Source organism: Roseateles sp. (assembly GCF_049240545.1).
GTDB lineage: Bacteria > Pseudomonadota > Gammaproteobacteria > Burkholderiales > Burkholderiaceae_C > Paucibacter_A.
The window spans coordinates 15,339-33,126 of the sequence record NZ_JBMLSK010000049.1 but is presented as its reverse complement, the minus strand read 5'-3'; the positions used below and the strand labels follow the sequence as shown (position 1 = coordinate 33,126).

The 17,788-nt window shown below is 58.2% G+C and carries 14 protein-coding genes; all 14 read right to left on the bottom strand.

The window, feature by feature from the left end; genetic code table 11:
- Positions 1 to 11 precede the first annotated feature (11 nt).
- The 14 genes from ACOVRJ_RS03010 to ACOVRJ_RS02945 all read right to left on the bottom strand — a co-directional run bounded on the left by ACOVRJ_RS03010 (position 12) and on the right by ACOVRJ_RS02945 (position 17,705).
- Complete coding sequence (locus ACOVRJ_RS03010; protein ID WP_422042422.1) at positions 12 to 713, bottom strand: glycosyltransferase family 4 protein; 702 nt, start codon at positions 711 to 713, stop codon at positions 12 to 14.
- A 606-nt stretch (positions 714 to 1,319) separates the two neighbouring features.
- The gene (locus tag ACOVRJ_RS03005) at positions 1,320 to 2,612 is read right to left on the bottom strand and encodes a glycosyltransferase (protein WP_422042421.1); all 1,293 of its coding nucleotides are present in this window, start codon (positions 2,610 to 2,612) and stop codon (positions 1,320 to 1,322) included.
- Between the two features lie 34 nt (positions 2,613 to 2,646).
- On the bottom strand, positions 2,647 to 3,810 hold the full coding sequence (locus tag ACOVRJ_RS03000) for a glycosyltransferase family A protein (RefSeq protein WP_422042420.1): 1,164 nt from the start codon (positions 3,808 to 3,810) through the stop codon (positions 2,647 to 2,649).
- Entirely contained in the window at positions 3,807 to 4,661 is an 855-nt protein-coding gene (locus tag ACOVRJ_RS02995) for a polysaccharide deacetylase family protein (RefSeq protein WP_422042419.1), read from the bottom strand. The genes ACOVRJ_RS03000 and ACOVRJ_RS02995 overlap by 4 nt, the downstream gene beginning before the upstream one ends.
- Positions 4,662 to 4,756: 95 nt before the next feature.
- Positions 4,757 to 6,067: a putative O-glycosylation ligase, exosortase A system-associated gene (locus ACOVRJ_RS02990; protein ID WP_422042418.1), complete on the bottom strand. Its 1,311-nt coding sequence runs from the start codon at positions 6,065 to 6,067 to the stop codon at positions 4,757 to 4,759.
- 24 nt (positions 6,068 to 6,091) lie between these two features.
- Complete coding sequence (locus ACOVRJ_RS02985) at positions 6,092 to 7,231, bottom strand: phenylacetate--CoA ligase family protein (RefSeq protein ID WP_422042417.1); 1,140 nt, start codon at positions 7,229 to 7,231, stop codon at positions 6,092 to 6,094.
- A 217-nt stretch (positions 7,232 to 7,448) separates the two neighbouring features.
- Positions 7,449 to 8,555 (bottom strand): glycosyltransferase family 4 protein, encoded by a 1,107-nt coding sequence (locus ACOVRJ_RS02980; RefSeq protein ID WP_422042416.1) that lies wholly within the window; start codon positions 8,553 to 8,555, stop codon positions 7,449 to 7,451.
- A gap of 2 nt (positions 8,556 to 8,557) precedes the next feature.
- On the bottom strand, positions 8,558 to 9,781 hold the full coding sequence (locus ACOVRJ_RS02975) for a TIGR04063 family PEP-CTERM/XrtA system glycosyltransferase (RefSeq protein WP_422042496.1): 1,224 nt from the start codon (positions 9,779 to 9,781) through the stop codon (positions 8,558 to 8,560).
- Between the two features lie 2 nt (positions 9,782 to 9,783).
- Complete coding sequence (locus tag ACOVRJ_RS02970) at positions 9,784 to 11,730, bottom strand: XrtA/PEP-CTERM system amidotransferase (RefSeq protein ID WP_422042415.1); 1,947 nt, start codon at positions 11,728 to 11,730, stop codon at positions 9,784 to 9,786.
- Between the two features lies 1 nt (position 11,731).
- Positions 11,732 to 12,907 (bottom strand): TIGR03088 family PEP-CTERM/XrtA system glycosyltransferase, encoded by a 1,176-nt coding sequence (locus ACOVRJ_RS02965; protein ID WP_422042414.1) that lies wholly within the window; start codon positions 12,905 to 12,907, stop codon positions 11,732 to 11,734.
- 48 nt (positions 12,908 to 12,955) lie between these two features.
- Positions 12,956 to 14,554 (bottom strand): exosortase A, encoded by a 1,599-nt coding sequence (gene xrtA / locus ACOVRJ_RS02960; RefSeq protein ID WP_422042413.1) that lies wholly within the window; start codon positions 14,552 to 14,554, stop codon positions 12,956 to 12,958.
- Between the two features lie 8 nt (positions 14,555 to 14,562).
- Complete coding sequence (locus ACOVRJ_RS02955; RefSeq protein WP_422042412.1) at positions 14,563 to 15,780, bottom strand: TIGR03087 family PEP-CTERM/XrtA system glycosyltransferase; 1,218 nt, start codon at positions 15,778 to 15,780, stop codon at positions 14,563 to 14,565.
- A gap of 5 nt (positions 15,781 to 15,785) precedes the next feature.
- A complete protein-coding gene (locus ACOVRJ_RS02950; RefSeq protein ID WP_422042411.1) occupies positions 15,786 to 16,832 on the bottom strand; it encodes a FemAB family XrtA/PEP-CTERM system-associated protein in 1,047 nt (348 codons plus the stop codon).
- 6 nt (positions 16,833 to 16,838) lie between these two features.
- Positions 16,839 to 17,705: an XrtA system polysaccharide deacetylase gene (locus ACOVRJ_RS02945; protein ID WP_422042410.1), complete on the bottom strand. Its 867-nt coding sequence runs from the start codon at positions 17,703 to 17,705 to the stop codon at positions 16,839 to 16,841.
- Positions 17,706 to 17,788: the final 83 nt, after the last annotated feature.

Sequence of the window (17,788 nt, the reverse complement as noted above, 5' to 3'; positions counted from 1 at the left end):
GAATCAGCTCATCATTCGATAAAGAACTTGTTCATATCGGCCATCGCAGACTCTGAAAACAAGTCTTCCACGTATCGACGACCTTGTCTCGCCAGGCTTCGAAGTAGGTCGCTGTTCGCCCTAAGCGCTTCGAGTCGAGTCATGATCTCGGCGCTGTCGTCTGCATACAAACCATTCGAGCCATCGACGATAACCTCGCGGTAGCCCCCCTCACGATCACAGACGACGGGAACACCACAGCTCAGCGCCTCGAGCACAACCCGCCCAGAAGGCTCGATGAAACGACTGCTGTCCGTTCGATAGACAAATGCATCCAGGGACTGCAAAAAGGACTCGGCGGATTCTGCTCCGACGGGCAGGACTTCGATTCCAGATTGGTTCCCCAGTGTCTCCAAAAGGCAAGTCGCCCCCATCAATCGGACCCTAAAGCCCCGCTTTGCGAGATCGATCCACAAATCGGGGTCATCCGGATGATGTTTTTCAAGCACGTCGCGGCTTAAACGGCCCACAACGAAACTTTCACTTGTTGGACGCTTTGGCCGAGGGCAGAACCGCTTGACATCGATGATTGAGGGATGAACTTCCCCCGGGATTCCGGCTTGGTCGCGAAGCCATTGCGATGCGAAAACAAACTCAACTCGGTTCTCGAGACCGTACTTGCCCATCTCTTCCTGGAAACGACTCAGATCCGCTAAGTCCGGGGTGTTGTACACAGCAATCACCCTCCGTGGGTTCGCAAACCTTACCCAAGCACCCAGCTTGAAGTACACCCCGACGAAGACCAAGTTTCCACCTCTGGGGTAAGAAACTGGGGGCAAGATGGCGCGGTAGTCAACCCTTTGTCGCAAGAGAGGATCTACTCGACGATCCGACCAGAGAATTGCTTGGCCATGACCACCCAGGAGACGCCTGAGCTCAATGGCGCGATTCTCCGATCCACCGAATGCGTTGATGAGGGGGTTGACAATGTGGACTACCGATACTTTGTTTGGCGTCAAGCTCGGAAGGAAGGGAAGCATCGTTCGCCTGAACCTTGACACACCTCCCACGAGATTTGTCCCCAGATCTGGCAACATGCTTGGTACCTCCAACGAAACACCGCAGCTTGAGTATCACGCACTTTGTTTTCCTGGCTTGGCTAAACATTAGCCGAAACAAAAAAACTACGGGCCAAGGCAAATCATGTTTGCGCCAATAAATGCCCTTTTTGCCCACTCTGCTGCCTGCATACGCCAACCATCGTTATCGGGAGAGGCCGCGACTGCAAGGTGGCATCCATGCTTGCGCATCAACAGAGAGGCTTACAAGAATACAAGAGATCAACTGCCACCGAGCCCGTCGAAAACTTTGGCCAGCGCCGCTGCCTGACTGCTCCGCTCATACCGTGCAACGGCGGCCGGATCGCGCAGCCCGAACTGTTCCATCCCAGTGCGGTTCACCAGCCCCTTGAGTAAGCCCGAAAGCCCGCTGATATCACCTGGAACCACCGCCCGGTAAAGGCCGACGGCTTCCAGTACCCGCCGAACTTCACTGCCCGGCGTGGCAGAAGCGATGATGCGCCTGCCGCTCCCCACGTACTCAAAAATCTTGCCAGGCAATGAGGCCAGGTCGTAAACACCGCCAGACACTGGCAAGTACAGCGCGTCAGACTCGCGCATGATCTCCAGTGCACGTTCGTGGCTGACCCGGCCAAGCTCGGTTACGACATCTTCGATTCCATCTTCTGCAGCTTTTCCAGGCTTGAACCCGGCCATCGTTACCTGCAACCGCTGGCTGAGATCTGGCATCTCCGCCTTTAAAGCCACGATGGCCGAGTAAAGATCATTCGGGCCATACCCGGGCCTCCAAATACCCGTGTAAGAGATCTTCACCGGGCCAGTTGACGGCAATTCGCATACTGGAGCGAAACCAGGAAAGTCTTCCTTTGCAAAACCGTTGGTAATCGCGTGAACATGCCGCCCTCCACAAGCTTCTGAGAGCATTTGCGCGAAGGTAGAAGTTGTTGTGACCAAGGCAGCGGCCCGTGCCTGCACACGCCGTTGCTGGTCTTTTCCAATCTTGATCCAGCGATGAATCCCTCGCGGTCGCTCAAAGTCTGCGCCCGTCCCGCCCCACAAATCGCGGTAGTCGATGACAAAAGGCTTTCCAGTGCGGCGGCTCAACTCCTCCGCGATGAGGAAGGAAGACCAGGGCCAACCACTTGCATAAATCACATCGAAACCGTGAGTCTTGTGCAAAGCAAGCGCCTCGGCAATAGCGCCGGCTCGCCAAGAGATGCAGTAGTCAGGGATGGCCCACAATGCCCGAATGCGCCAACTCAGGCCCGCACCGATTCGATCACTGCGCAAAAAACGCCCGATACGTAAGCCAAGTTGGTCCGCACCCAAAGGCACTCGCCTCACCGTGGTACCCGGTCTAACCTCGCTCAGCAAACCTTCTTCGTACTCATCAGGTTCGGGCACTCCAGCGACAACCAGCGGTGTCCAACCCAAGTCCGGCAAACGATTTGCAAACTCCAAGCTACGGCGAGTACCTGAGTTCGCGATTGGGGGAAACAGATACGTAAGGAATAGGACCTTTCGGTTTTTTTCCGAAGATTCGGAGTTGGCCATTAGTAATTTCCCAAGAAAAACTCGTACATGGGGCTCAAAGCCCCGTCAGTGAAAGCGACGATAGCCAGAGAACGGCGGCATGCCGTGCTTGCTGGAGACGTTGGCTTGGTGTACCAGGATATCCCCTGGCCATGGCCGCAATGCCGCCAGCTAGCGCTCGCAGGGCAGCACGACCGCGAGGGGTAGCTCGCAGTACACGCGCCCGGCCCCAAAAACCGGGCCAGTCTTCCCTCACCACGGAGTAGGCCCAGCCACGCTGTATGGCTCGAGCTAAAGCTGCAGAATCCAGGTCACTTCCCGATACGGCAATCTGCTCGACGTCATCCAGCAATTCGGCTATGCAGCCATGATTGCCCATCACTTGAGCGCGGTGATGCAGCGCCCTTGCCCTCTGTTCAGGGTTCAACTCTGCGCCGATTCGCGGCACCAGATACTCGCCAAGTTCAAGCCGATGGCGCAGCCTGCGACCAATGACCTGGCTGCACTCACGAAATACGCGTTCGCGCTGCTCTGCCTTGTAGCTGTCAGCCGTGGCACCACGCGCTCCACCATGCTGGCGGAAGATGAAAGCTGGGGACGGGCAATACGCGGCTTGCGCCATGCGGGCCAGCCGAATCTGAAAGTCGTAATCCTCACCCGCGCGCAAACTTGGATCCAATCCACCCAAGTCTTGAAAGCGCTCACGCCGAACAAGCGTGGTGCCTAGGTGGAAGAAGCAAGCACGCATTACATCCAAAAAGAAGGCATCCTCGGCTGGCACCAGCGGTTGATTCACGTGCGAGCGCTGGATCCGGCCCTCCTGGCCATCCGAACCCACCCAATGAGGCGCGTACACGAAATCAGCATCAGGACTGCCCTGCAGCACTCGCAACCGAGTCTCGATTGCATCTGGCAAAGCCACATCGTCATCATCAAGGATCCACAGCCATTGCCCCACGGCCCGCTCGGCGCCTAGGTTCACCGCAACCGGCTTTCCGCCATTTTCCTTGCGTATGGCGCAAATTCTCGATCCATAGGACTGCAACACCTGCGGGGTATCGTCGCTTGATCCGTCATCAACCACGATCACTTCATACGGCAATACCGTCTGGGTCAACAAACTGTCCAGACACTCCCTCAAGTAATGCGCCCGGTTGTAGGTAGGCACGATCACCGACACGGTTGCATTCAGCGGGGGCATCAACGCAGCGGTACTCATGTCGTCGCCAGAGTGTGAGCCAGCCTGATCGCAAAGCGCGCCCGAGTGCGCTCCCAAGGCATGTAACGAGGCAATTGCAATAGATCATCGCTGGCACGAGCTGCACGCCAAGCCGTGGATACCGCCGCGCTGAAACCAAACTCCTTGACCACATCGCGGGTGGCGTCGTCGTAATCAACGCCGGGACGTCCATTCGGGTACGCAAACAAGGAAGGGCGACGACCGGTGATGGACTGGAGATCCCTGCAGTTCTCCTCGATCTCGGTCGCTACATCGTCGCGGCCAAGGCCACGCAAAATGGGATGGTTGCGGGTATGTGCACCGATCGTCATACCCGCGGCATGCAAGGCAGCAACCTCGGTGCGACTCATCATCAGATCAGTTGGTAGTTGGGCTGAGGCCCGCTCGGCCAAGATGGTCACGCAGCGCTGACGCTCGTCCGGGGGTAGATATTTGACTCGCCCGATAAGTGCAGCGATTGCACGCCGGCGCGCCTCATCATCGTCCAAGGAAAACGAGCCCAGATCTGCCAATGGCGTCCCCGCCAAATCCAAGGTAGACGACGGGCTACGCCGAATGGACTCGATGACCGTGTCATTCCACATGCGGCCTCCATCCAAGAAACCCGACGCGATAAAGAACGTGGCAGACAACCCATGTCGCTTCAGTACCGGCAAAGCCTCGCCATGATTGTCGCGATAGCCATCATCAAAAGTGATGGTAACTGCGCGACTTGGCAACGTTCCTTCACGCAGGGCGTCCGCCGCCTGCTGCAGTGGCATCACCGAACACCACTGGCGCAGCCAACTACAAATGGAATCAAACTCGGCCGTCGTCACCTCGCCAGGCATCAATGGGTCCCGTTGGGCAAAGACTCGGTGAAAGATCAAAATGGACAGACGGCCCCGACTTCCGCTCGGAGAAAGCAAGGAGAGTGCACTACGAATCACGTTTTTTTCCTGGTCGTCGGCTCAGTAGGTAGTCCGGGCAAGCTCCACCAGCGCCTCGGATAGACAGGCTCCGTGGTCCAAGACTGCTGCTTGAACCATATATGGGCGACAACCACAAGCGCCATCACGTCGTAAGCCAAGTCGTAATAGGCCAAGCTCAGAAAAGCCCCCCCGACGAAGAAGCCCACCAAGGACACCTGACACATCGCCGCCAATTGTGCAACCCACTGCGCCTTGGGCTCGGCAAGTGCTTGTTTGCGCAATCGCCCCGCTAGACCGTAAGTCGAGAAGAAGAGCCCAAGGTAAAGAAACAGGCCGATAAAGCCGTGATTACCCAGAATCTGAAAGTAAATGCTGTGAGCAGCACGCGCCTGCGCTCCTGTGGCGTAGCGGTTGAAGAACTCTTGCTTGTTCGGAGAAAAGCCGGCGCCCAGGGGGTAGTCTTTTGCTACACCCAAGGCATTCCGCCATGCATCTAATCGACCCACGGCGGAGTCGTCTTGCTGGAAATTGTCGATCGTTGCCATGCGCTCAGTCCAATGCGACGGCATAAACGCAACCAGGGAAGAAGCCACAACGGCCAAAACAAGCCCGCTTTTCAATCGGTTCTGACCGCGCCACCACAACAGCATCGTCATCGCAGCAATTGCAAGCAATGCGCCACGAGAATGCGAGCCCAGCGCTGAGGCGGCACAGAGCAGCATAGCCACGGTCAGCGCATGGCGGCGCCAGCCCGGAGTCAATTGCAACTGAAGAAAGCGCAGCAGCGGAATGGTCATCACCAAGGCCATTCCAAAGGCGTTGTTTTCTTCGACGAAGCTGTCTGGAGGCCCATACACCCGGTATCCGCCACCAGAAAGCACCGTGAAAAGCCCCCCCTTCATGCCAACCAAGGCGAGCGATCCAGCAACAACCCATGCAAACGCCAAAATGTGTTGCCTGGTTCTCAAAAGCGCAATCGTCACGAAAATCATGACATTGATCTTCATGACCTTATCCCACATCGCATAGTCACCACTCGGGTCAAGCCCGAAGGACCAGGACAAGGTAATCCAGATCGTCAACAACAGAAGCCAAATGGGGGGTGACGCTAGAAACGGTGATTGCCGATCGCGGGTCAGAAGGAATCCCAAGAGGGTGGAGCCTGCCGCTATAGCTGCCACGGGCGCATCGTAGGCAAAGCCATACGCATACCGATGCGGGCTCATCAGACTCAGCCATGTCCAAAGCAGCACACCAATCCATGGTCGGCGAAGCGCGATCAGGGCCGCAGCTAAGACGATAGCAATGATGACTATATCTCTCACAACACGGCCTCAGTCTCAGTGAATCTAAGCGCCAACATGACTGACAACATACCGAAACTTGCCTGAGCGCTCAGGGTCGATTGCATCCACGCACTGCACTTCCACGCGCACAGAACTTCCAAGTCGCTGCTGAAAGCCCTTGACGATGAGGGCCTCCTGTTCAGCACTAAAGCCGGAGGCCGGCACTATTTGCACACAGACATGCTGGCGCGTGTGTTGAACTATCTTGAAGGCCTGCACCTCAGGGAGATCGCGAAGCACATAAATGAGCGCCAGGCCATGCAGCACCGTGCCATCGGCTGCGACAACGAAGTCGGTGGTTCGCCCCTGAATTTCCTTCAACAGGGGCAAGCCGCGGCCGCAGGCACAGGCTCGATCATCCAATACGGCAACGTCGCCAGTCCGGTAACGAATGAACGGGAAGTCCTTGGTTGCCAAATGGGTGACGACGATCTCTCCCGCCTGGCCAGGCGGTAGCACCCGCCCTTCGGAATCCACAATCTCGACAATCACATCTTCCGCCGTGAGGTGCATGCCACCATGCGGGCACTCATGGGCAATAAAACCTGCATCACGCCCACCATAACCATTGGCGACACGGCAGCCAAACACCCGCTCAATGGTGGCCCGCTGATCGTCGTACAAACGTTCGCTGGTCACAAAAGCAACCTTGACCCCAAGATCATCCATCCGTTGACCGCGGCCTTCAGCATGGCGGGCGATGTGACTGAGGGCGCTCGGATAGCCAAACAGCATCTTCGGGCGCCGCGCGCGAATGGCAGCGACAAATCCGTCCAGCTTGGCTTCGCTCATCTCAAAAGCAGGAAGCAGCTGGGTCCGCATGAGTCGATCTCGAATCGCACGTACGCGGTCCTGGCTGCCCAATTCAATGGGAGAGCCCCATACGACGATTTCAGGATCGCCAATATCCACATCCCACCAACGTGTGGCACGCCACTTGGCCGCCACATCATGTGAGACCCGCTCATTGCCGATGAAAAAGACCAGCGGCTCCCCCGAGGAACCTCCGGTGTTGAAGCGCGATAGACCTTGGGCTTGCGTGTTCTTCAGCGCATCCGTATTGGCGCGGATGCCCGCTTTGGTCAGGAAAGGCAGCTGGTTTAGCTCGGCCAAATCCTTGAACTGGCCCGGCTGCAGGCCCAAGGAGCGAAACAACTCACGGTAGTAGGGCACGTTCTGGCCTGCTTCAGCCAACAGTGCATTCAAGCGCTGCAGTTGCAGGGCCTGCAACTCAGCCGCAGATAACCATTGGCTCCGCTCCAGGCTCTGGCGGATCGACACCGAATCGTGCTTCTTCAAGCGCTCGTGCAGCGGGAATAACAAGCCTGAAACAAATCGGGTGTACATGCGTGTATCTCGTTCAATGGGCGCCCGCGAGCGTCCGTTCGTAGCACTGTGCCAAGCGCGGCCCGACGAGTGCCCAACTGCAGCCATTGACCACAACTCGCCCTCCCTCACGCAAACGCTGGCGCAAAGCCGCGTCTTCGATCAACTCAAGCGCGGCCTGAGCAAGCGCCGCCGGGTCTGCCGGTGGCACCAACAAGGCGGAAACGCCGTCCTGTAGCAAATCAGGGATACCGCCCACACGGGTGGACACCACCGGAACACCACAGGCCAGCGCCTCCAGCACAGACACTGGCATGTTGTCAGCCAAGCTTGGATTCAAACTGATATCGGCTTCTGACAGCAGGCGGGCAATACCCTCCCGGTTCAAGCGACCGCAAAAACGCACACTTTCGTCCAGCTTCAACTCGGTCACCAGAGCCTGTAGGGCCGCGAGTTCCGGACCGGAGCCGGCCACACTGAGTTGCGCCTGCGGCCAGCGCTCGCGTACAAGGGCGAAGGCTCGCAAGGCGCTCGCGTTATCGTAGATGGGTTCGAGATTGCGCAGCACCACCAGGTGCGGCGCAATTTGCTTGTCACCATCGGTACTCACGCCCTCATCACGGAAGCGAAACAGGGCCAGATCCACCACATTGGGAACAATGGAGGCTTTGAAACCTTGCGCCGCGAAGACCCGCTGCAAAAAGGCCGAGGGTACTGTCAACAATCCCGTGCGAGACAGACTGAAGGAGATCAAGCCGCGCGAGCGAGTCAAAAAAGCCTCCGCTTCACCGCCGTGGTAATTGACCAGCACCGGGCAGCCGCGAAGGTAGGCAATCCAGACCGCAGGTGCGGCGAAGAGATGCCAAGACCAACCCGAGTTCGCCAAGACATGCATCAGTTGATTGCGACCAGCAGCACGCCACAAGGAAGCAAGATAAGGAAGTAGCCGGGCTAGCGCACGCAACACCGGCAGCCGCCCCAGCCAACTCGGTCGATAAGCGGCATTGGTTTGCACCAGTTCCACGTGCGCGCCCGATTCCGCCAGCAACTCAGCGAGTTGTCGCACCTGATTGGCCATGCCGCCAGCCGGCGGTGGCAGCGGGCCGACCAGCGCCAGTCGTAAATCGTTGAGTCGCGCCACGCTCATTGTCGATTCGTCAGCGCCGCGTAAACCGCCGGGTAATTGGCCACCGAATTCGCCCAGTTGCGCTCTTGCTCCACGAACTTCCGACCTTGCGCGCGAAGTATTGGCCAGCGCTCGGGCTGAGCCAGCAGTTGCAGCACCGCTTCGGCCAATGCCTGCGCCTTGCCTGCCTTGAAGAGGATGCCGGTCTCGCCGTGGCGAATCAGCTCTTTATGACCGCCCACATCAGACGCAACCAATAAGCGCCCTTGCGCCATGGCTTCCAGCGGCTTGAGCGGTGTGACCAACTCAGTCAGACGCATCGAGTGTCGCGGGTACACCAGCGCATCCACCAGGTCGTAGTAACGATTGACCTGTGCGTGCGGCACGCGGCCGGTAAACACGACTTTGTCGGCCAAGCCCAGGCGCTGGGCCTGCGCCTTCAGCGCGGCATCTTGTGGGCCGCCGCCAACCAGCAGCACTCGCACATCCGGGCGTTGTGCCACGATGTGGGGCAGCGCATCCAGCAACAAGTCAAGGCCTTCGTAGGCATAGAAGGAACCGATAAAGCCAAGTACCGTGCAGCCAGTCAGGCCTAATTCGGCCTTAAGCGCATCATCGGGGCTAGCACCGGGCTCGAAGGCATCAATGTCGACCGCGTTGGGGATCACCGTCACCTTGTCAGACGCAATGCCGCGCGCGACGATATCGCTGCGCAGGCCCTCACAGATGGTGAAGACATGGTCGACTCGCTTGAGCGCGTGAGTCTCCATCGCTCGGGTGATGCGGTAGCGTAGGCTGCCTTCAGCCGTGGTGCCATGGTCCACGGCGGCGTCTTCCCAAAAGGCGCGCACCTCATAGACCACCGGAATCCCCAGGCGTCGACCCACCTTGAGCGCGGGAAGCGCATTGAGGACCGGAGAGTGCGCATGGATGATCTGCGGACGCAGCTGCTCGGCGACGCTCTGCAGCCGGGCTTCAAGCTGGCGCATCAGGCGCAACTCACCCAGGCCCGGCAGCGAGCGCGCGGCCGGCGCCACAGGGGTGCGGTAGAAGTGCCAGCCATCAACCGTTTCTTCCAACAAGCCTCCATCACCATTCTTCAGACCGGCGCCATGCTTGGGACTGGTGATGTGCTGGGTGTCCCAACCCAGCTTACGTTGCTCACGCAGAAGCGATAGGGTGCGAAAGGTATAGCCGCTGTGCAGCGGGATCGAGTGATCCAGCACATGGAGAACGCGCAAGCTCATGACAGGGAGGCCGCCTCCTCGACGGCAGAAACAGGCAGTCCGGTGGATTCACCATCGACCACTTGACGCAGGAAGGATTCGAACATCATCAGGCTCCACAGAGAGGCGCTGTAGTCCTGGGCACCGGACTGGTGGGCATCGACAAGATGACGCAGGTAGTCGTGATTGAACCAGCCGGTGGCGGCCAGGCGCGGCCCGAGCACCGCATCGCGAACACGCTGCCTGAGCGGCCCGCGGAACCAGCGCGCCAGCGGTACCGCAAAGCCCATCTTCGGACGGTACAGCACATCATCGGGCAACCTGGGCTCCATGGCCTTCTTGAAGAGGTACTTGCCCTCTTGGCCGCGAATCTTCAGGTCTGAGGGCAAAGTAGCGAGCCACTCGAGCAGCGAGTGGTCCATCAGAGGTTCGCGGACCTCAAGCGAATGCGCCATGGACGCCCGATCAACCTTGGTGTTGATGTCTCCCACCAGATAAGTCTTGACGTCTAGGTATTGAATCAAGGCCAGCGGATCCTCGGTGTCGGCCTTAGCGGCGTGCCCTTGGAAAACGTTCAAGGCGTCGTAGCCGCCCAGCTGAGCCTTGAGCGCCGGACTGAAAAGGCGCTGACGCATGCCCCCCCGCAGGATAGATACCTCGTGAAAATAGGCTTCGACGCTGTTGCGGGCCAGGCCTTCAAAGGTCGACTTGGCACGCAGCACGCGCGGCGCCCAGTCGGCCTTGGGATAGAGACGCCCAAGCAGACCAAACAGCGGTTCGCGCACGCTGGCCGGCAAGGCCGCGCGGCGTCGATCCTCGGCCAAGTGGGTGCGGTAGCGGCGGTAGCCGCCAAAACCTTCGTCTCCGCCATCACCCGAAAGCGCCACCGTCACATGCTTGCGAGCGAGCTGGCACACTCGATAAGTCGGCAAGGCCGAGCTGTCCGCGTAGGGTTCGTCATAGAGGCGCGCCAGCAGGTCAATCAAGTCGAAGTCGTCGCTGCGTACCGTCTCGACTCGGTGATTTGTTTTGTAGCGGTCTGCCACCATCTGCGCGAAGGCTGACTCGTTGAAGGCAGGGTCGTCGAAGGCGATCGAACAGGTATTGACCGGCTCGTCTGAAAGGCCCGCCATCGTGGCCACCACCGCACTGGAATCGACTCCGCCGGACAGAAAGGCACCCAGCGGCACCTCGGCGATCATGCGCAGGCGCACCGATTCGTCGAGGCGCTCTCGCAACTCAGCGCAGGCTTCGTCCAAACCGATCTTGCGGTCCAACGTAAAACGCAGATCCCAATACTCCTCAGGCTCTGGGATGGGCTGACCACGCCGAATGCTCAGGCGGTGCCCTGGCGATAGCTTGCGCGCTTGGCTGAAGATGCAACGCGGTTCCGGCACATAACCCAGCGCGAAGTACTCCTCAACCGCCAGAGGATCCAAGCTGCGGTCCATTCCGCCATGAGCCAACAAGGACTTCAGTTCGGAGCCAAACAACAGTTGGCCATCGCCCAGCAACGCGTAATGCATAGGCTTAACGCCCAGGCGGTCGCGCGCCATGAAGAAAGTCTGCCGATTGCGGTCCCAAAGTGCGAAGGCAAACATGCCGCGCAGGCGCAGCACGCAGTCCTCTCCCCAGGACTCCCAGGCGTGCACAATGACCTCGGTATCGCTCTTGGTGCGAAACACATGACCCAGGGTCTGCAACTCCGTCATCAGCGACTGATAGTTGTAAATCTCGCCGTTGAAAACGATAACGACACTGCGATCTTCGTTAAACAAAGGCTGCTGGCCGGTGGCGACATCGATGATCGAGAGGCGGCGATGGCCTAAGCCCAGGCCGGGCTCCATGTAGATCTCGCCTTCGTCAGGGCCGCGATGCCACTGCGAGTCGTTCATGCGCTGAAGGCTCACCTCGTCAATCAGACTTTGGCCGCGCGTGTCAAATACTCCGGTAATGCCACACATTTCAAGTCTCCCGCGACGCCATCCGACACGCGGGCAGGTTGTGCGTCATTTCGTCATACAGCCTACGGTACGCAGCAACCATGACATCCAGGCTGAAATGCTGCTCCACCCGCTTACGACCGGCCTGTCCCATGGCCTGACGCGCAGCGCCATCGTCACAGAGACGGATCATAGCTGTGGCCATGGCCTGCGCGTCCGCCGGCGGAGTCAGCAAGCCACTAACGCCGTCGTCCACCAGATCAACCGTACCGCCGACACGGGTCGCCAACACTGGCAAACCGCTGGCCATCGCTTCCAGCACGGTATTTGAAATGCCTTCACTCAGCGAGGGCAACACAAACACATCAATGCCGCGCATCAAGTCCGGAACATCACTGCGCGTTCCAGGGAGCCAACACAGATCGGCCACACCACCTTCGACCAAAATACGCGAGACCTTGGGCAGTTCGGGACCATCACCAACCATCAAAAGACGCATGCACGAACGCAAGTCCGGTCGCTGCTGCAAGGCCAAAAGGAAGGCGCGTGCCAACAAGGCCTGATCCTTCACCGCTTGCATGCGACCTACAGTCCCAAACAACACCAGGTCCGGGTCGCCAAAAGGACATTCGGTAATGATTTGCCGATGCGGAGCTGGCGCAAAGCGATGCGTATCCACGCCATTGCAGATCCTTAACACTCGCCCCCGATCAAATCCGACTGCGGCTGTCAAATAGTCGGACAACTCACGTGAGAGAGCAACGAATCGGTGCGCGAACAGGCCGTAGATACGCCTCATCCACTGATACCGCCGGCTTTTACCGGCCAAGTCAGCCCCTTCTCGCCCGTGTTCTCCATGAACACGGCACGATACCCCCGCAGCCCATGCTGGAACCAAGACCTCCAAGGCGGCCAAATTCCGAGTGTGGATGAGCGTAGGCTTGAGCTGACGCAGCAGACGATACAGACTCGGATACAACCAAAAAGCGTGCCCAGGGGGTTTGTGCAATTCAATGAATTGCACGTCAGGGACCTTCACCCGCAAACGAAAGTCCGTCACTTCAGTCAAGGCCAACACAGCATGCCGATAAGCATCCGCCGGCATGTGGTTGATCAGATTGACAACACCGTTCTCCAGGCCGCCCGTGTCGAAGCGGTACACCACATGGAGCACCAAGGGTCGGGCATCTTGAGACATCGGTTGAAGCGGGGTGTGCAAACGCGGTCCTGGCAAAAAGCGTCATTCTCACCGAGCAGGCGCTGGGTTATGCACCGAATCCCGGGTCGCCCGTAACTTTTGCTCCAGATCGAGCCAGTTGTCGCGCAAAAACTCTTCCAACAAGGCGTCTGCAGAGCCTTTTTCGGTATGAGGCGCGGACACGAACACTGCAGCGGCATCATCGCCCTGCCCCTTCAGCAGGCCCAAAGCCCCATACAACTTGGCCATGGCGTCGCTGGTCGTCAGCCGGCCATTCACCCAGTACACATAACGAACGGAAAGCCGTTGCTGCCCCACGTGCCCGGCATGACCGACCAAATGTCCAGCAACGCCACCGCCTCGCAACTCTGCTGAACGAAGCGGTAAGCTCGTTTCAGGCAATTCCAGCTTGCTGACGTTGCGGCTGACCGTGGCCCAGGTAGAGTCGGTGGTCCGGGTCAGTTCATTGGTGGAACTGATCAACTTGTCTTGATAGCTTTGGGCTCGGTAATAGGCAATATGCAGGCCAACGACGGACAAATCTGCGTCAGCCGAAGACTTGCGATAGGCCGACTGAAGCGAGGCCTTTGAACCCTCATAGGCCGGCACCCACTCGTCAATCCCCTTGGGTTCTTGCTGCCAGCCCTTCTTGGACAAATCTGGCGCCTGCAAAACAAGCTCAGCATCAGTCGCTTGAACAGCCAATTGCTTCAATGCCCCCAAGGGCGCCAAAAGCACCATGAATACAGCCACTCCGGCAAGAACCCACTGAGGCGTTGCTGCCGGTGCCCGGTGCGATAGGCTGTTATGGACACTGGCCGGCACAATCTCAGGGTCGCTCCACTTGGCGCCGATCATGAACATGGCCAGCATGATGATGCCGAAAAACACCCAGCCGTAAATCAGATGGTCTGCACCCACGGCCAATTTATTGCCGGAAAAATGGCCCAGCATCACGATGAAGTAAGCGCGAAGCCAGTTGGCGATCACCGGCATCAAGAAAGCCACCAGGACGAAAATCAAGCGCTTCCTCAGCGAATTGAAATTCAAGTAGGCGAACAAAGTTCCCACCATCACCGAAGCCATCAGATAGCGAATGCCACTGCAAGCCTCAACCACGGACCAACTGCCAGAAGGGATGACAAAGTCTTGCCCTTCCCGATAAACCGGGATGCCACTCAAACGTATCGCCGCCACAGTGAAATCTGCGGTCCATTCCATCAATTGGGGCGTCATGAATTCACCGATCGGCACGGCAAAAAACGAGAACCCCAAAGGGAACGCGATCAAGCGAGCTACCGACCAACCCAAGATGAGCGGCACGACGCAGACCAGCATGCCCACCAAGGCCAACTGGGCCACGGAGTTCGCGGATACAAGGTCACCCAACAACCACAAGAAGGCAAAGCCCACCAACGGTAAAAGCCAGCCCAAGGCGGGCTTGGGCACTTGCTGTGCCAACACCGAGCGCTGCCGCCACACCAACCAGATCACGATGGGGGGCACAACGAAGGCGTGAGCATAGGTCTCGGAGCGATTCCAAATCTCCACCATGGCAAGGGCGGTATCGCTGTAGAGCAGCAAAACGGCCGCCAGGGACAAGAGCAGGCAAACCAGCGCCTGCCGCCAAGCAATGGGAATCGTCATCAACACTTTCACCGAGAAGCTCCGTGTGCAGGCAAGGCGGCCAAATGTTGGTCAATGCCAGAGAGGTGGGCATCCCAGCTGTAGTTGGCCAATACGCGGGCGCGGCCTGCGCGCCCCAGGTCTTCTGATCGACTTGCAGACGCCAGCAGGGAACTCACCTCGCGAACGAAGTCTTCCGCCGTCTCCGCCTCTAGCAATTCAAGCCCTACTTGCGCGTCAATGGCTTGAGCGCAACTGCGCGCTGCGACGACGGGACGTGCCATGGCCATCGCCTCCAAAACCTTGTTCTGGATGCCGCGAGCCAAACGCAAAGGCGCAAGCACAACGGCTGCATGCTGAAGGTAGGGCCTGACATCCGGCACGGTGCCGCTCACACTGATGCCTTCGCCTGCCAGTTCCTGCACCGTTGCCGAGGGGCTACGCCCAACAATATGAAAATGAACCGCGGGCCAACGCAGGCGCAAATCAGGCAATACCTCGCGAGCAAACCAAGTGACGGCATCGATATTCGGCCAGTAATCCATGGCCCCCGTGAAAACCAGAGGCAACTGATCTTTAGGAAACGGGCTCGCCCGGCTGCCATCCGGCGAAAAGTAGTCCGCATCGACGCCATTGCCGAGCGCTTGCACCGGAGACTGATGCCCCGGCGAGCGCGAACGAAACAGCGCCACTTCTTTGTCGGTCACAAAAAAAGATGCACGTGCTTGAGAAGCAACAGCCTGCTCAAACGCCAGCAGGGTTCGCCCTTCGCGGGCATACAGCCAAGACAAGGGCCACACATGATTGGGTGCGTAGTCACTCCACTTGGCGGAGTCCAGATCGACAAAGTCCACCAACATCGGCAACTCAGGCAATCGCATCGCGTACTGCGCCATCGGTGAAGAAAAAACGATGGACGCATCCAAAGACTCGGCCGCCGCAATACGGTCAACCCAGGCTTGCATGCCTGAATGACGATAAAAAGGCAGGCTCAAGGCCTCTGCGCGCATCAATCCCGTGAGCGAACAAAGCTTCGCAACACGGGTATTGAGTTGAACGGCAAACATATCGACGCAGTACTGCTTTACCGTATCCAGGTACTGCATATCCTGCGGATCATCGACAAAGGTCGCCAAAAAAACGCGATGCCGCGCCGCCAAATGCTTCAGCAGATGGAAAGACCGAACCTTGTCCCCCTTGTTGGGCGGATAAGGCAGGCGATGGACCAAATACAGGATATTGGCCATGCCGATCAACCCAGATTGCGCACGACAAAAGGCCCCAGCCAATTGACGAAGCCTCGGGGCAAACGGCGCCAAGTCTTGATCATCAGTTGGTACTTGGCGTTCGTCGGATTGTTCTGAGGCACATCGTCGCGCTTGTAAAGGCAGTACTCATAGTGCAGCGGTGTCGGCTCGAAGCCCCAGTTCTTTTTGAAGGCATAAGACCCGGTTCCCTGCTTGCTGCGGCCATAGTCAAAAACCTTGAGCCCGCGTGCGCACGCGCGTCGCATCAACTCCCAGTACTTGAAATCGTTGGCAGCCAAGTCGCGGGCTTCCTCATCATCGCCGGCGTAATAGGGCAAGACCTCATCTCGGAAGTAAAAACTCAAGACGGAACTGAGAGGTCGTCCGGCCGGATCTGTCACCGTCAGCACCTCGGCATCGGCACCGAATTCATCCAGCAAGGCAGCGAAGTAACGTTTGGGCATCGCCGGCGTGCCGTGCCGATGGGTGTTGTCGGCATAAAGGGCGAAGAAACGGTCGACATTGGCGTCCAAGTGCCCGACCAGATTGTTCTTGATGCCCTTGCGAACACTGGCCCGAGCCTTGCGGGGGATGGCCAGCATATTGGCCTCTTCATCGGGCAGGATTTCTTTTCGGAAAGTGACGTAGAGGTCTTGCCGAGGCCACTCCGCGTGCCTGGCCTGAACATTGCGGAACTCCAGGTGTTCGACGCCCAAGCGTTGCGCGATCGATTGTGCTTCTTGCTCCAGAACCAGAGCCGCCTCTTCGTTGTTGGCCGCAACGCCACCGTAGACAGCAAATGGCAGCGCCACCAGAGAGTGGCCAAACAACAGGCTCTTGACCTGCGCCAAAGGCAACACGGCTTCGATTTCTCCGTCGCGCTCGGCATAGAGGAAAAAGCCTTGATGGCCAAACACCTGCTCCACCATGCGCAACCAACCGGCCCGGTGAAAGAAGCTCGCCTGCGGACAAGCCAGCACAAATGCATCCCAGCGCGCAGCCAAGACTTGGTCTTGCGCCGTCAAGCGCTTGATCTGGATCGTGGATGTCATTCGGGGTCAGGCCAACTGAACTTGAGTCGCAGGCTGTGACATATCCCCCAAGGCCTTCACTTTGCGGCCAAGAAAAATCTCGTCCATACGGCCCCAGGCGAAATCACTCAACAAATGGGCAATCCGATCATGAGTCCGCTCAATGTTGACGTAATGCCTGAAGCGAGTCTTGGCATCGATGCCGGCAACACGCGGCTGCTCGGCATCAATCTCCCAGGGATGGAAATAAAACACGGCAGACTGCTGATCCACGGTATTGACCTTGCGGATCAGCCAACGCGACAAGGCATAAGGCAACAAACGAAAGTAGCCCCCGCCACTGGACGGAAGGTTCTTATTGAACATCCGAACCGTGGTCACTGGAATCTCGAGCAAGCCCTCACGCACGGGATACGCGAAGCGAGGCGAATCCGGCATGCCGTAATGGTCGTGCTGGATCGGGTAGACACTGGAGCTGTATCGATAGCCCGCCTCCAGCAAGGTGTCAAATGCCCAAAGATTGGTCTGCCCGATCGAGAAACTCGGGGCACGATAGCCCAGCACTTCCTGACCCCCCAGGTCTTCCAGCAAGGCCTTTGTGCGCACGATGTCGTCAGCAAAAGTCTTTGGCGTCAGATCGCTTACACGCTCGTGACCAAAGCCATGGCTCGCCAATTCGTGCCCCTCGGCAACGATCCGCTTGACGAGTTGAGGATAACGCTCAGCCACCCAACCGAGCGTGAAGAAGGTCGCTTGGGTTCTATGCTCGGCCAACAAAGCCAAAATTCGCTCGACATTGCGCTCGACTCGGCACTCACGTCGATCCCAATCGCTGCGCTCAATATAGGGCGCAAATGCCGAGACTTGGAAGTAGTCCTCGACATCAATGGTCATGGCGTTCCGAACGGGTACTGACAAGGTCGGCATCAACATAAGTTTGTATTCAGCATGCAAAAGAGAGTTCAGCGAAAGAAGCT